This is a genomic window from Halomonas sp. DQ26W (assembly GCF_003339685.1).
Taxonomy (GTDB): Bacteria; Pseudomonadota; Gammaproteobacteria; order Pseudomonadales; family Halomonadaceae; genus Halomonas.
On the sequence record NZ_QPKI01000008.1, the window covers coordinates 106,650 to 121,214 of the forward strand.

A 14,565-nucleotide genomic window follows, 5' to 3' on the forward strand; every position below is an offset into this window, starting at 1 on the left:
CGACATGACCCAACCTCTTGCCCTCGTATTTCCCGGGCAGGGCTCCCAGCAGATTGGCATGCTGCGCGAGCTGGCCGAACGCTATAGCGTCGTCCGTACGACCTTCGAGGAAGCAGCCGACTCTTTAGGCTACGACCTGTGGAAGGTGGTACAAGAGGGCCCCGAGGAGGCGCTCAACGCCACTGCCTGCACCCAGCCGGCCCTGTTGACCGCCAGTGTCGCCATCTGGCGGGTCTGGCAGGAGCTGGAAGGTCCGCGGCCGGGAGCCATGGCGGGGCACAGCCTGGGCGAGTACAGTGCCATGGTCTGTGCCGGTGTCATCGGTTTTGCCGATGGGGTTCGCCTGGTCAAGCTGCGCGGCGAAGCGATGCAGCAGGCCGTGCCGGTTGGCCAGGGGGGCATGGCGGCCATACTTGGCCTCGACGATGCTACCGTTGAAAAGGCCTGTGCCGAAGCCGAGCAGAATGATGTGGTCGCGGCGGTCAACTACAATGCCCCGGGACAGGTCGTGATTGCCGGCAGCAAGGCGGCAGTTGAGCGAGCCATCGCGCTGTGCCAGGGGGCGGGTGCCAAGCGCGCCATGCCGCTGCCGGTATCGGTGCCGTCGCACTGTGCCCTGATGCGGCCGGCGGCCGAGGAGTTGAAGGTCGCCATGGCGGAGCTCGACATGCGTCCGCCGCGTTATACCGTCTATCAGAATGTCGATGCCCAGGCGCATGCTGATGTCGAGACGCTGCGCACGCGCCTGATCGAGCAGCTCTATCAGCCGGTGCGTTGGACATCCTGTGTCGAGGCCATGGTGGATGGCGGTGCCGGCGTGTTCATCGAGTGTGGGCCTGGCAAGGTCTTGACCGGTCTTGGCAAGCGAATTGCCAAGGGTAGCAAGGGTCTGGCGGTCAACGACCCCGACAGCCTGGGAGCCGCTCTGGAGCTGGCTCGCGAGGCCGTCTCGCAGTGATGGCTCGAGCCGATGCGAGATAAGTCGTTGGGGGGCGACGCCTCTCGGATTCAACAGCATTCAGATCGGGAACCGTTATGACGAGCGAACGCAGAATCGCCCTGGTAACAGGGGCCAGCCGCGGCATAGGGCGGGCCATCGCCCATGAGTTGGGCCGCCAGGGGCGAGTGGTGATCGGCACGGCCACGACCGAGTCAGGTGCGGCGAAAATCGACGAGGACCTTCGCGCCAGCGGCATCGAAGGGGCTGGGCGCGCACTCGACGTGACCGACCAGGCCAGTGTGGATGCCTTGGTCAAGTCGATTACCGATGAATTCGGTGCCCCCACCATTCTGGTCAACAATGCCGGCATCACCCGCGATAATCTCCTCATGCGGATGAAGGAAGACGAGTGGGATTCGGTGCTCGACACCAATCTCAAATCCGTCTACCGGGTAACCAAGGCGTGTCTACGCGGCATGACCCGGGCGCGTTTCGGTCGGATCGTCAGTATCAGCTCCGTGGTAGCGACCATGGGCAATCTGGGGCAGACCAACTATGCTGCCGCCAAGGCAGGCATGGAAGGCTTCACTCGTGCGCTGGCCCGTGAAGTGGCATCGCGTGCGATTACGGTCAATGCCGTGGCGCCCGGCTTCATCGCCACCGACATGACCCAAGGCCTGCCCGAGGAGCAGCACAAGGCGCTGCTCAATCAGATTCCTCTGTCACGGCTCGGCGAGCCTGCAGAGATTGCCGCCGCCGTCGGTTTCCTGACCGGGGAGCACGCGGGCTATATCACCGGCGAGACCTTGCAGGTCAACGGTGGCATGAACATGCGTTGAGGCTCCCGCTGGTCGGCGGTTGCGTCGACGGGGGGGCGTCTATAAACTACCCCGCAGCTTGAGGTTGCGGATCAACTGGCTGGTCATCTGAACGGCTAACTTGAACGACTGGAGTACGTCATAATGAGCACCATCGAAGAGCGCGTGAAGAAGGTTGTGGCCGAGCGCCTGAACGTCAAGGAAGAGGACATCCAGAACAGCTCCTCCTTCACTGAAGACCTGGGCGCTGATTCCCTGGACACCGTCGAGCTGGTCATGGCGCTCGAAGAGGAATTCGATACCGAAATTCCCGATGAGGAAGCCGAAAAGATCACTACCGTTCAGGAAGCCATCGATTACGTCAACGCCCACCAGTAAGGCCGCGGTCGTAACTGCTTGCTGAGGTGAATGGGTCTGTTTGAGCGACCCACGAAAGCCGTCCTGTTCGCCAGGGCGGCTTTCGCTATGTTGGGGCGGGTTGTTTGCTGCCCAAGTAGGGGGCATGTTCGGTATAATGCGCCCACTGACGGCCCCTTGGATGGGCCGTGTCATCAAGGTTGTCGGGAGGAATACTGATGGCTCGTAGAGTTGTGGTGACCGGACTGGGTCTGGTGACACCTGTGGGCAACACCGTTGACGAGAGCTGGGAAAGCATCCTGGCCGGCAAGAGCGGCATCGCCCCTATCGAACATTTCGATGCCAGCAGCTTCAACACCCGGTTCGGTGGGTCGGTCAAGGACTTCGATATCAGTCCTTACCTCAACCCCAAGGATGCCCGCAAGATGGATCTGTTCATTCAGTATGGAATTGCGGCTGGTGCCCAGGCTATTGCCGATGCCGGGCTCGAGTGCACCGAGGAGAATGCCGAGCGGATTGGCGTGGCGGTGGGCTCCGGCATCGGTGGGCTGCCGATGATCGAGCATAACCACAACGCGCTGAACAAGGGTGGCGCTCGCCGCATCTCGCCATTCTTCGTACCGGGTTCCATCATCAACATGATCTCCGGCAATCTGGCGATCCAGCATGGGTTTCGCGGCCCCAATATCGCCATCACCACCGCATGCACCACCGGTACCCACAATATCGGCTACAGTGCCCGAACCATCATCTATGGTGATGCCGACGTGATGATCTGTGGTGGTGCCGAGATGGCAACCACGCCGCTGGGCCTCGGCGGCTTCTCTGCCGCCCGTGCGCTGTCGAACCGCAACGACGATCCCACGGCAGCCAGTCGTCCCTGGGACCGCGACCGGGACGGTTTTGTCCTCTCCGATGGTGCCGGCATCCTGGTGCTGGAAGAGTACGAGCACGCCAAGGCGCGCGGGGCCAAGATCTACGCCGAGCTGACCGGATTCGGCATGAGCGACGACGCCTTCCACATGACGGCTCCGCCGGAAGATGGCAGTGGCGCGGCGCTCTCCATGCGCAATGCCATTCGTGATGCGGGCATCGAGCCTGCAGAGGTCGACTACATCAATGCCCACGGCACCTCGACCCCGGCCGGTGATCTGGCCGAGACCCGGGCCGTGAAGAAGGTCATGGGCAGTGCGGCGAATTCGGTGGCGGTCAGTTCCACCAAGTCGATGATCGGCCACCTGCTGGGTGCCGCCGGCGCCGTCGAGGCGGTGTTCTGCATACTGGCCATCCGCGACCAGGTGGCACCGCCGACCATCAACCTGGACAATCCCCAGGAGGGATGCGACCTGGACTACGTGCCGCATACCGCCCGCGAGATGAAGATCGATGTGGCGCTGTCCAACTCCTTCGGCTTCGGCGGCACCAACGGTACCCTTGTCTTTGCCAAGGTGTGATGAGCATGCCCCAGGCGCCTGAACATCCGTGGGTGCCAATGGATGATCGCGGCCTGGCCTATGGTGACGGCCTGTTCGAGACGGTGCTGGTTCGCGATGGCACACCGTTGCTATGGGACCAGCACATGACTCGCCTGGCCCGCGGTTGCCAGGTGCTGGGCATACCGCTGCCGCCGCGAGACGAGCTGGATCGCCTGCCAGACCAGGCCGGGCCGGGGCTTCGGGTGCTCAAGCTGATCCTCACCCGGGGTAGTGGTGGGCGGGGCTACCTGCCGCCGGCCTCCTCCTTGCCTCGCCTGCGTTGGCAGGCGATGGCCTTTTCACCGCAGCCATCGCGCTGGCGGGATGGGGTACGAGTCCGGCGTTGTCGGCTCAGGCTTGGCATTCAGCCGCTACTGGCCGGACTGAAGCACCTCAATCGGCTGGAGAACGTGCTGGCTCGAGACGAATGGACGGATCCCGATCTGGCGGAAGGCGTGCTGTGCAACAGCGACGGCTGGCTGGTGGAGGCGACGTGCATGAACCTGTTTTGGCAGCGGGAAGGGCGCCTGGAGACGCCGCGGCTGGACGACAGCGGCGTCGCCGGAACCCTGCGAGCCGCCCTTCTGGAGAGGCTCCCCATCAGCGAGGTGAAGGCCGCCCCGGACGTCTTGGCCGAAGCCGAAGCGGTATGGCTGGCAAACTCGGTACAGGGTGTCTGGCCAGTAGCACAGCTCGATGACGCCGAGGGTGCCAGGCTGGCGAGCTGGACGATAGGCCGTACCCATCGGCACCTCCAGGCCGTGGCCCACGACCTGCTGGATTATCCGATGGGCTTTGCAGAGTGAACGAGGAATTCGGATGTTGCGTCTAGTCAAGTTTCTGGTGGTGCTGGTGGTTGTGGCCGGCCTGGCGGCCTTTTCCGGCTATCGCTATTGGGAGAGCCGGCTCGAGGCACCCATCGCGGTGGAGGAGGAGACCCTCTACGAAGTGCCGCGGGGGGCGGGTTTCAATCGCGCGGTGTCGGATCTGGCGGAACGTGGCGTGATCGAGGACGTCTGGGCCTTTCGTCTGTTGACCCGTCTCGAACCCGAGGCAATTCCGCGGCTGCGTGCCGGGGAGTATATGCTCGAGCCGGGCATGAGCGGCCGTGACCTGATCGAGCTGCTGGGCAGCGACCGGGTGGTGACCTATCCGCTGACGATTCCCGAGGGCTGGACCTTCCGGCAGATGCGGGCTCATCTCGATGCGGCGCCCAAGTTGGAGAGCCGTATAGAAGGGTTTTCCGATGAGGAGGTCATGGCCCTGCTAGAGCGTGAAGATCGCTTTCCTGAGGGCTGGTTCTTCCCCGATACCTATCGCTACCACAAGGGCATGAGCGATCTGGATATCCTGCGTCAGGCGATGCTGCGCATGGAGCGGGTGCTCGACGAGGTGTGGGAAGGGCGCAGTGATGACCTGACCATCGAGACGCCCTACGAAGCGTTGATCATGGCCTCGTTGATCGAGCGTGAAACCGGCGCTCCGGAGGAACGGCGCGAGATTGCCGGTGTGTTCAAGCGACGTATGGAGACCGGGATGCGCCTGCAGACCGACCCGACGGTGATCTACGGGATGGGGGAGCGCTATGAGGGACGCATCACCCGCGACGACCTGCGCGAGGCCACCCCTTACAATACCTATGTCATCGACGGCATGCCGCCCACGCCGATCGCCATGCCGGGGCGCGCCTCACTGGAGGCGGCGGTGGATCCCCTGCCCGGCGAGACGCTCTACTTCGTCTCCCGGGGTGATGGGACGCACCACTTCTCGCGCACCCTGCGCGAACACAACAATGCCGTGAATCGGTATATCCGCAATCGCTGACGGGAGCAGGCATGTACCATAAAGATCCCGAGCGGAATGGCAATCAAGGAAAAGGTCGCTTTATCACCCTTGAAGGTGGTGAAGGAGTCGGCAAGTCGACCAACCTCGCCTGGGTGGCCCACTGGCTGACGGCACGGGGCGTCGAGGTGGTCCGTACCCGCGAGCCGGGCGGCACCCCGCGGGCCGAGGCCATACGTGAACTGCTGCTGGACCCTTCCGGCGACGAACCCCTCGATGCGGATGCCGAACTGCTGCTGGTCTTCGCCGCTCGCGCCCAGCACCTGGCGCAGCAGATTCGCCCGGCGCTCGAGCGGGGCGCCTGGGTGCTGTGCGACCGTTTCACCGATGCCACCTTTGCCTATCAAGGCGGTGGGCGCGGCATCCCCGCGGCGCGTATTGCCGAGCTCGAGCGATTCGTCCAGCGCGATCTTCAGCCTGACCTGACGCTGCTGCTCGACATGCCGGTGTCCTCGGCCCAGCGACGCTTGCAGGGGCGCCTGAGTGCCAGCGGAGAGGTGCGCGACCGCTTCGAGCAGGAGCGCAGCGCCTTTTTCGAAGCGGTGCGCAGCGCCTACCTGGAACGCGCGTCCGGCTCACCACAGCGCATGACGGTCATCGATGCCGATGCGCCCCTGGAGGTCGTGCAGGCGCGCCTCGCCGCCTGCCTGAAAGCCCGGGTGACACCATGGCTATAGGCAACGCGGCGGAGCATGCCGCGGGTATTGCCCAGGCGCTGCCCTGGCAGAGTGAGCGGTGGCGGCAGTTCCTGTCGCAGTACGAGAGCGGGCGGCTGCCCCATGCGCTGTTGCTTTCCGGCCCCCACGGGGTCGGAAAGCAGCAGTTTGCCGAGGCGCTGATCGCCCGCCTGCTGTGCGTCACGTCGGGAGAGGCCGCCTGTGGCCAGTGCCATGGTTGCCATATGCTGGCTTCGGGCTATCACCCCGATCTGCTGCGTGTCTCACCGGAAGAGGGCAAGCGACAGATCCGCATCGATCCCATTCGCGAGGTAAACGGCTTCGTCGCCCAGACCGCCCAGCAAGGCGGCCACCGCGTCATTGTCCTCAGCCCGGCCGAGGCGATGAACGTGGCGGCCTCCAACGCCTTGCTCAAGAGCCTGGAGGAGCCGGGGCAGCGCACCCAGTTCATTCTGCTCTCCGATGTTCCCTCGCGGCTGCTCGCCACCATCCGCTCGCGCTGTCAGCATTGGAGCCTGCCGGTGCCCGAAGCGCAACAGAGCCGGGCATGGCTGGCCGAACAGCTCGGCGGCCAGGAGGAGGCGGCATTCTGGTGGCAGGTGTCCGGTGGGTTGCCGTTGCTGGCATTCGAGCTGGCGGCGCCTACGGCACGCGCCTTGCGGCAGCAGCTTCACGAAACCTTCGATGCGCTGGTGCGTGGAGCGGAGCCAGTAGCTGAGGCCGCACGCCTGGACCGCCAGTCCACCGAGTCGATCCTGTGGTACGGTATTGCCTGGCTCGAGGATCTGATTCGGCTAGGGCTTTCCGGGAATGCTGCCCAGATACGCAATCCCGACTTGCTGCCACTCTATCGCCAAGCCGTCAAGAATGCCCGGGTTCGCGACTGGTTTCGGCTGCTGGACTATGCTCGAGAACAGCGCCGGCTGCTGTCCGCCGGCGGCAACCCCAACCCCCAGCTGGTTCTCGAGGCCTGGCTGGTTCGCTGGTCGGCCCTGCTGCGTTCCTGACGCCGGGGTGAAGGGAGGAGATCGCATGGCACCACAGAAAGCCCTTTCGCTGGCCATTCAGGATACGCAGACGCTGCTTTCCGCCTACATGCCGCTATTGGAGCGGGGCGGCATCTTCGTGCCCACCCGCGAGCGCTATGAACTGGGACAGGAGGTCTACTTGCTGCTGACCCTGCCCGGCGACAGTGAACGAATGCCGGTGACCGGCCACGTGGTCTGGGTCTCGCCGGATGGCGTTGCCGGGCGCCGCGTACCGGGAATTGGCATCCACTTCAGTCCTGAAGACCAACCGGTGCGGGACCGGATCGAAACCCTGCTTGCCGGCCAGCTCGACAAGGGTGCACCGACCTATACCCTCTAAGCGGTAGCCCTACGCACTGAGCGGTAGCGTCCGCTGCTATCCCGTCGCCCCTCACCAGATGAGTCGTTTTTTGTATGTTCGTCGATTCCCATTGCCATCTTGATCGCCTCGACCCCCGAACACACGGGGGCGATATTGCCGCGACCCTGGACGCTGCCCGTGCCCGCCATGTGCGCCAGTTCCTGGCCATCGCGGTCACGCTGGAAGGGGTGCCCGAACTGGCCAGGATCAGTCGCGAGCATGCCGACGTGGTGATCTCCGCCGGTGTCCATCCCCTGCATCGCGTGGAGGTCGAGCCCGATGTCGAGGCGATCAAGGCGTGTGCCGACCGGTACGATGCCGTGGCCATCGGCGAGTGTGGCCTCGACTACCACTATCTCGACAAGCACTATCTCGACAAGGCCCCCGACAGCGTGCCGGGGCGTGAGATACAGCGGGAGCGTTTTCGCCGCCACCTGATCGCCGCCACCGAACTCGAGCTGCCGGTCATCGTGCATACCCGGGAAGCCCGGGAGGAAACCTTGGCGTTGATCCGAGAGCATACCGACCCGGCCATCGGCGGTGTGCTGCACTGCTTCACTGAAGACCTGGACATGGCCCGAGAGGCCGTGCGGCACGGCTTTTCGATCTCGCTTTCGGGTATCGTCACCTTCCGCAATGCCGAGTCGATCCGGGACGTCGCTCGACGGGTACCGCTGGACCGGCTGCTGATCGAGACGGATAGTCCTTACCTGTCGCCGGTGCCCCACCGGGGCAAACCCAACGAGCCGGCCTGGGTGGTCGAGGTGGCCGAGTGTATCGCACAGCAGCGGGGCATCAGCATCGAGGAGGTGGCCATGCAGACCACCGCGAACTTTTATCGACTGTTTCGAGCGGCCGCGCCGGAGGCGCCCGCAGAGATTCGCGACGCCCTGGCCAATGCCGGCCTGGTATAGACTGATGTCAGTGACGGAGGTGAAAGATGAACCTGGAGCCGCTACTCGAGCATGTCGAGCCCGTCGGACAGATACCGCCCGTGGACCGCTGGCATCCGCAGCAGGCCGGCGAAATGGACTTGAGAATCGTTGCCGACGGGCGCTGGATTCACGAGGGCACGGTGATCGGGCGCCCGCGCCTGGTCAGGCTGCTGTCGACCCTGCTGCGCCGTGAAAAGGACGGCCATCATTATCTGGTGACGCCGGTCGAGAAGCAGCGCATCCAGGTGGAGGATCGCCCCTTTGTGATCGTCGATGCCGAACAGGACGCGGGCGATTGGTGGCTGACCACTAACGTCGGCGACCGGCTGTGCCTGGGTGAGGCTCATCGACTCACGGTCAGCGACACCCCTGACGGGGTGGCAGTCCCCGAAGTCGTGGTACGCTTCGGCCTCTCGGCAAGGCTGGGCCGCAACGTTTTCTATCGCCTGGTGGAGGGCGCCGAGGAGCGCACGACCGACACCGGTCGGGTCGAGCTGGGGCTCACTAGCGGTGGTATCTGGCAACCGCTGGGCGAACTGCCAAACGAGGTGTCGTGAGACTCACCGGAGAACAACAGGCGGTCGTCGAACATGGTGCCGGCCACGCCCGGGTAGCCGCCGTGGCCGGTGCCGGCAAGACCACCACACTGGTGGCCCGGGTATTGCACCTGTTGGCCAGCGGCGTGCCTGCGAACCGCATCCTGGTGCTGATGTTCAATCGTTCGGCCCGGGAAGACTTCCAGCATCGCCTGGCGACGCTGGCCCAACCGGGCCAGCGGCTGCCCGATGTGCGCACCTTTCACGCCCTCGGCCATCGGTTGACCGGTAGCCTGACCCGCTGGGGTGCATTGCCGGCGCGGCAGCTGCTCTCCGCCGACTGGCAGGTGGAGCGCTTGCTTCGCCAGGCCACTCTGGAGGTGCTGGAGAACCCGGCGCAGCGTGAGACGGCCCTGGAGGCGGAGACCCTCGAAGCACTTGCTCACTTCTGTGGTCTGGTGAAAGCCGAGATGTTGGCACCGGCGGCTCTCTATGAGCGGCTCGACTTCGGTGACGAGACCCGGCATTTCGTGGAGGCCTTTCAGCGTCTCGAGCAGTTGCTGTCCGACCACGGACTGATGACTTTTTCCGACCTGCTCTACCGGCCACTGCGCGCCCTGGAGGCCGATCCGCAGTTGGCGCAGCGTGTCCAGGGTTACCTTGACCATGTCATCATCGATGAGTATCAGGACATCAACCAGGCGCAGCTGCGTCTACTAGCCATCCTGGCCGGCCGTGACGCCGACGTCATGGCCGTGGGTGATGCCAACCAGTGCATCTACGAGTGGCGTGGGGCCCATCCCGATGCCATGCGTGAACATTTCACTGCCACCTTCGGCGCGGCGACCGACTATCCCCTCTCCACCACCTTCCGCCACGGCCATGCGCTGGCGCTGACGGCCAACCATGCCATTGCCGCCAATCGGCGAAGGCCCGACCAGCTATGCCTAGCCGCACCGGACAACCCCCAAACAACCCTTGCCGTCGAGCAGGGCAGAGAGGCGCTGCCGCAGGCCCTTGCTTCCTGGCAGCGGGAGGGGCGTCGTCTCGATGAGGCTTGTCTGTTGGTACGCAGCTGGGCGCTGTCAGTGCCATTCCAACTGCAGCTGTTGCAGGCGGGTATTCCCTTCCGGCTCTCCCGCGAGGATCGCTTCGTCTTCCGCTTGCCGCTGGTACAGGCTTTGTCCGGCTACCTGCGGGTGGCGCGGGATGCGGCCCTGCTGCACGACCCGGAGCTGGTACGGCGGCTATTGGAGCAGCCGACCCCTTTCGTGGCCCGGGAACGGCTGTCGACGCTGGCCCGACGGCTGGCAGAGACGCAGACGTTCCCCGAACGACACGACCCTCTGCTGTCCGGGCTCAAGCCCCTGCAGCGGCGCAACCTCAAGCGGCGCTGGACACTGCTCTGCGAGCTACCTCGACAGGGTCGCTGGCCCCCCGCTCGGCTGCTGGCTCATGTGGTGGAGAGCCTCGATGCCGAGAAGGTGCTAAAGCGCGCTGCCGCACGTCGCGAGAAGGGCGAGGAGGATGTGCGGTTGCTCGATGTGCTGGTTGAACAGGCCGGTGAAGTGAAGGAGATCGACGCCTTCATTGAACTGCTGGAGCGGCCGGTGGAGAACCACGCCGACGGCGTCTTGATCACCACGGTGCACGGCGCCAAGGGGCTGGAGTGGCCGCTGGTGGTCCTGGCCGGGGCCAATGAGGAGGACTTTCCCCATTACAGCCGCGACAACCCGCTGACCCCGGAGCGCCTGGAGGAGGAACGACGGCTCTTCTATGTCGCCATCACCCGTGCCCGGGAACGGCTGCTCATGCTGCATGATGGGGGAGCGCATCGGCCCAGCCGATTCATCGCCGAGACGGCCTGGCAGGAGTGTGCGCGAATCGATGCCCGCCTGTCGGGTATCGACAGCGATGCCTCGCCGCTGGCCGTGACTTCGCCGTCATTGGTAACACGCTATCTCGAGGCGCTGGGGTTTGATCTGCCGCTTCGGGCTTATGCCGCCTCGACCCTGGCCGAACCTCAAGGTGCCTATGTCACAGGTGCGTTCCTGCCGGGGCAGTGGTTGCGTCATGCGGTCTTCGGTGAAGGGGAAATTGCCGTGGTGGAGGGCGACCCGGCGGATCCGGTCATCGAAGTGCGCTTTGCCCAGGCCGGACGCCGCCGCTTGCTGGCGCGACGTGCCCCCATCGAGATACTGTCTGCGCATCTGGCGGCATCGCCCCCCTGATATCGTCTCTCGAGATCGACCTTCGCGAGAGACCCTCAAGACAAGGAGCCGAACATGAGCCGTGTGCTGATATCCGCTGCGGAGCTTGCCGAATCACTCGAGGCGGGGAAGCCGCCACTCGTGCTCGACTGTCGTGCCCGCCTGGGGGAGTCGGGTGCTGGGCGGCGCCTATGGGAGGCGGGACATATTCCCGCCAGCCAACACCTCGACCTGGACCGCGATCTCGCCGGGCCGCCGGGGGAGGGCGGGCGCCATCCCTTGCCGCTCCCCGATGCCTTCACCGCCGTGGTGCAGCGCCTTGGCATCACGCCCGGCACGGCGGTGGTCGTGGTCGATGACATGGGTGGGCAGTTGGCGGCGGCACGGGCCTGGTGGATGCTGTCCTGTTGGGCCGGCCATCCCGATGTTCGGCTCCTGGATGGTGGCTTGAGGGCATGGCAGGACGCGGGCGGGCCGCTGGTGCTTGGCCGGGAGCCTGCCCCTGAGCCCGCCACGTGGCAACCAAGCTTCGACAATGGGGCCTGGGTCGATGCCGATGCGGTGCTGGCTGGGGGGGGGCTGAAGGTCGATGCGCGCAGCCTGGAGCGCTTTCGCGGCGAGGTCGAGCCCATCGATCCGGTAGCAGGGCACATTCCCGGTGCGGTGTGTCGGCCCAGTGTCGCCAATCTGACTGAAGCAGGGCGCTTCAAGGCAGCCGAGGTCCTCGATGCCGAGCTTCCCCGCGCCGATGCCATTGTCGCCTACTGCGGCTCCGGCGTGACCGCCTGCCACAACATTCTCTCCTACGCGATTGCCGGCCGTCCCTTGCCCCGGCTCTATGGGGGGTCATGGAGCGAATGGATTCGCGACCCGGCGAGGCCGGTAGCGCGGACCTGACTGAGCCAGGAGGTCGTCGGATTTGACCGATCTCGCAGTAGATCAGCGTCAGTTCCGACACTCTCCCAGGCTTGCATTACTCGGAAAGCGAGCCAACACCGTCTGGCCGTGGTGGAAGATGCCGCCCAGAGTTTTGGTGCCACATGCCACATGCCACGGCCGCTGCTCCTGCGGTCTGTCGCGCATTGCCCGTACCAGTTTCTATCCCAGCAAGCCGCTCGGCGCCTACGGCGACGGTGGTACCTTTTTCACCGATGGCGATGAACTGGGCGCCCAAGTCCGATGGCACGCCCTTTCTGCATCAGCCAACTTGAGCCGTTACATGTTGGGGTAGTTGGGGCCGCCGCCGCCCTCCGGTGCCACCCAGTTGATGTTCTGGGCCGGGTCCTTGATGTCACAGGTCTTGCAGTGCACACAGTTCTGGAAGTTGATCTGGAGCTGCGGCTTGCCGTCGTCACCCTCGATCACCTCATAGACACCCGCCGGACAGTAGCGCTGGGCCGGCTCTGCGTACGTCGGCAGGTTTTCGCGAATCGGCAGCGCCGGGTCCTCGAGTCGCAGGTGGCAGGGCTGGTCCTCCTCATGGTTGGTATTCGACAGGAACACCGAGGAGAGCTTGTCAAAGGAGAGCTTGCCGTCGGGCTTGGGATAGTCGATCTTCTCGAACTCGTCGGCCGGCTTGAGCGCTGCATGGTCCGGGGTGGTGTCGTGGAGGTTGGGCAGCTTGCCGCCCAGCAGTTGGTCGACGAAGTTGTAGGCGCCGCCGCCCACGGTGCCGTACTTGTGGATCGCCGGGCCGAAGCTGGCGCTCTCCTTGAGTTCGGCGTAGGCCCAGCTCTGCTCCCACTTCTCGGTGAAGGCGGTGAGTTCCTGGCCGCCCTCATCGCCAGACGCGATGGCCTCGAAGACCGCCTCGGCCGCCACCAGGCCCGACTTCATGGCGGTATGCAACCCCTTGATCTTGGCGAAGTTCAGGGTGCCGGCGTCGCAACCGATCAGCAGGCCGCCGGGGAAGGTCATCTTCGGCAGGCAGTTCAGGCCACCCTTGGTGATGGCGCGAGCGCCGTAGGCGATCCGCTTGCCGCCTTCCAGGTGCTGCTTGAGCACCGGGTGATGCTTCATGCGCTGGAATTCGTCGAAGGGCGACAGCCAGGGGTTCTGGTAGGAAAGGTCCATAATCAGGCCGACCACCACCTGCTGGTTTTCGGCGTGATAGAGGAACCAGCCTCCGTGGGTGCCCTTTGCCAGCGGCCAGCCGGAGCCGTGCAGCACCAGGCCCGGTTCGTGCTTGTCGGCGGGAATATCCCACAGCTCCTTGAGGCCGATACCGTAGTGCTGCGGGTCACGCCCCTCGTCCAGCTTGAACTGCTCGATCAGCTGCTTGCCCAGATGGCCACGGGAGCCTTCGGCAAACAGGGTGTACTTGGCCCGCAGCTCCATGCCCGGCATATGGCTATCCTTTGGCGTGCCATCGGCCGCAACGCCCATGTCGCCGATCAGGATGCCCCGGACCGTACCATTTTCGTCCTGGATCACGTCCTGGGCGGCGAAGCCGGGGAAGACCTCCACGCCGAGTCCTTCCGCCTGCTCGGCCAGCCAGCGGCAGAGGTTGCCGGCGCTGATCACGTAGCGGGCTGACTCTCCACCGTGGTTCTGGCCGTCGGTATTGTGCATGCTCTTGGGCACCAGGGCGTTGGGTAGCTTCTGGGCCTTCTCGGCATCCTTGAGCAGGTAGAGCTCGTCACGAATGGCCGGCGTGGTGAGCGGGGCGCCGCGCTCTTCCCAGTCGGGAAAGAGTTCGGCCAGGGCACGGGGTTCGAAGACGGCGCCCGAGAGGATGTGAGCCCCCACCTCGGAGCCTTTCTCCACCACACATACCGTCAGTTCCTGTTCCGCCTCATTGGCCTGCTGCATGAGGCGGCAGGCCGCCGACAGGCCGGAGGGCCCGGCGCCGACGATCACCACGTCGAAATCCATTGAGTCCCGCTCTACTTGCTCTGACATCCGGTCGCTCCTCACTCATTCGACATCGATTACGGCTTTCCACCAACGTCGATAGTCATTAAAACGGTCGTTTGCTTCTCGATATTCTCCATGATAGGCATAATAGACGACTCAGGACACCCCTACGATGGGCAATGTGCCAATTGCCCTGGCCAAGGTCCGGTTGCTGAAGGGATTGTTGTCGCGGGTCCGCCTGTGGCACATTGAGAGAGTTTTTTCGTTGCGGCACCTATCAAACGCTTGCATGAAACACATGAAGGCAGGTCAGCCGGTTCTAAGGAAGCGTTGACAGATTCGTTACCACTTCGGGCAGATCAGCGAGTCCCTAACCAGACGGTTCACAGAGCGAACCAAGCGAGGACACCATGAAAGTACTCGTCGCGGTCAAACGCGTCATCGACTACAACGTCAAGATCCGCGTCAAGGCGGACCACACGGACGTCGACCTCACCAACGTCAAGATGGCCATGAACCCCTTCTGCGAA

At 64.4% G+C, this 14,565-nt stretch carries 15 protein-coding genes and 1 pseudogene; 15 read left to right on the forward strand and 1 reads right to left on the reverse strand.

All coding sequences use genetic code 11. From position 1 onward, the window contains the following. Positions 1-4: 4 nt before the first annotated feature. The 14 genes from fabD (at position 5) to DU490_RS17420 (ending at position 12,410) form a co-directional block, all read left to right on the forward strand. Complete coding sequence (fabD, locus tag DU490_RS06325) at positions 5-958, forward strand: ACP S-malonyltransferase (protein WP_114573485.1); 954 nt, start codon at positions 5-7, stop codon at positions 956-958. 77 nt (positions 959-1,035) lie between these two features. Next, on the forward strand, positions 1,036-1,779 hold the full coding sequence (gene fabG, locus DU490_RS06330; protein WP_114573486.1) for a 3-oxoacyl-ACP reductase FabG: 744 nt from the start codon (positions 1,036-1,038) through the stop codon (positions 1,777-1,779). 123 nt (positions 1,780-1,902) lie between these two features. Then, positions 1,903-2,136, forward strand: coding sequence for an acyl carrier protein (acpP, locus tag DU490_RS06335; RefSeq protein ID WP_008956801.1), 234 nt, complete (start codon positions 1,903-1,905; stop codon positions 2,134-2,136). A 194-nt stretch (positions 2,137-2,330) separates the two neighbouring features. Continuing rightward, complete coding sequence (fabF, locus tag DU490_RS06340) at positions 2,331-3,569, forward strand: beta-ketoacyl-ACP synthase II (protein ID WP_404872835.1); 1,239 nt, start codon at positions 2,331-2,333, stop codon at positions 3,567-3,569. Further along, on the forward strand, positions 3,569-4,396 hold the full coding sequence (pabC, locus tag DU490_RS06345) for an aminodeoxychorismate lyase (RefSeq protein WP_114573488.1): 828 nt from the start codon (positions 3,569-3,571) through the stop codon (positions 4,394-4,396). Before fabF ends, pabC begins: the two co-directional genes overlap by 1 nt. Positions 4,397-4,409: 13 nt before the next feature. Then, entirely contained in the window at positions 4,410-5,414 is a 1,005-nt protein-coding gene (gene mltG / locus DU490_RS06350) for an endolytic transglycosylase MltG (protein ID WP_114573489.1), read from the forward strand. 11 nt (positions 5,415-5,425) lie between these two features. Then, the gene (tmk, locus tag DU490_RS06355) at positions 5,426-6,109 is read left to right on the forward strand and encodes a dTMP kinase (RefSeq protein ID WP_114573490.1); all 684 of its coding nucleotides are present in this window, start codon (positions 5,426-5,428) and stop codon (positions 6,107-6,109) included. Continuing rightward, positions 6,100-7,116: a DNA polymerase III subunit delta' gene (locus DU490_RS06360; protein WP_114573491.1), complete on the forward strand. Its 1,017-nt coding sequence runs from the start codon at positions 6,100-6,102 to the stop codon at positions 7,114-7,116. The genes tmk and DU490_RS06360 overlap by 10 nt, the downstream gene beginning before the upstream one ends. 25 nt (positions 7,117-7,141) lie before the next feature. Next, entirely contained in the window at positions 7,142-7,477 is a 336-nt protein-coding gene (locus DU490_RS06365; protein WP_114573492.1) for a PilZ domain-containing protein, read from the forward strand. A 74-nt stretch (positions 7,478-7,551) separates the two neighbouring features. Then, complete coding sequence (locus tag DU490_RS06370; protein WP_114573493.1) at positions 7,552-8,412, forward strand: TatD family hydrolase; 861 nt, start codon at positions 7,552-7,554, stop codon at positions 8,410-8,412. Between the two features lie 26 nt (positions 8,413-8,438). Beyond that, positions 8,439-8,990, forward strand: coding sequence for a DUF1285 domain-containing protein (locus DU490_RS06375; protein WP_114573494.1), 552 nt, complete (start codon positions 8,439-8,441; stop codon positions 8,988-8,990). Further along, entirely contained in the window at positions 8,987-11,200 is a 2,214-nt protein-coding gene (locus DU490_RS06380) for an ATP-dependent helicase (RefSeq protein WP_114573495.1), read from the forward strand. The genes DU490_RS06375 and DU490_RS06380 overlap by 4 nt, the downstream gene beginning before the upstream one ends. Before the next feature lie 54 nt (positions 11,201-11,254). Next, the gene (locus DU490_RS06385; RefSeq protein ID WP_114573496.1) at positions 11,255-12,076 is read left to right on the forward strand and encodes a sulfurtransferase; all 822 of its coding nucleotides are present in this window, start codon (positions 11,255-11,257) and stop codon (positions 12,074-12,076) included. Between the two features lie 118 nt (positions 12,077-12,194). After that, complete coding sequence (locus DU490_RS17420; protein ID WP_309485732.1) at positions 12,195-12,410, forward strand: DegT/DnrJ/EryC1/StrS family aminotransferase; 216 nt, start codon at positions 12,195-12,197, stop codon at positions 12,408-12,410. Here the strand turns inward: DU490_RS17420 and DU490_RS06395 are convergent. Then, positions 12,395-14,080 carry an electron transfer flavoprotein-ubiquinone oxidoreductase gene (locus DU490_RS06395; RefSeq protein ID WP_114573497.1) on the reverse strand — a complete coding sequence of 562 codons (1,686 nt, stop codon included), beginning with the start codon at positions 14,078-14,080 and terminating at the stop codon, positions 12,395-12,397. The genes DU490_RS17420 and DU490_RS06395 overlap by 16 nt on opposite strands. A gap of 365 nt (positions 14,081-14,445) precedes the next feature. Here DU490_RS06395 and DU490_RS06400 point away from each other — a divergent pair. Further along, positions 14,446-14,565, forward strand: a pseudogene (locus DU490_RS06400) (electron transfer flavoprotein subunit beta/FixA family protein); the annotation flags it as partial.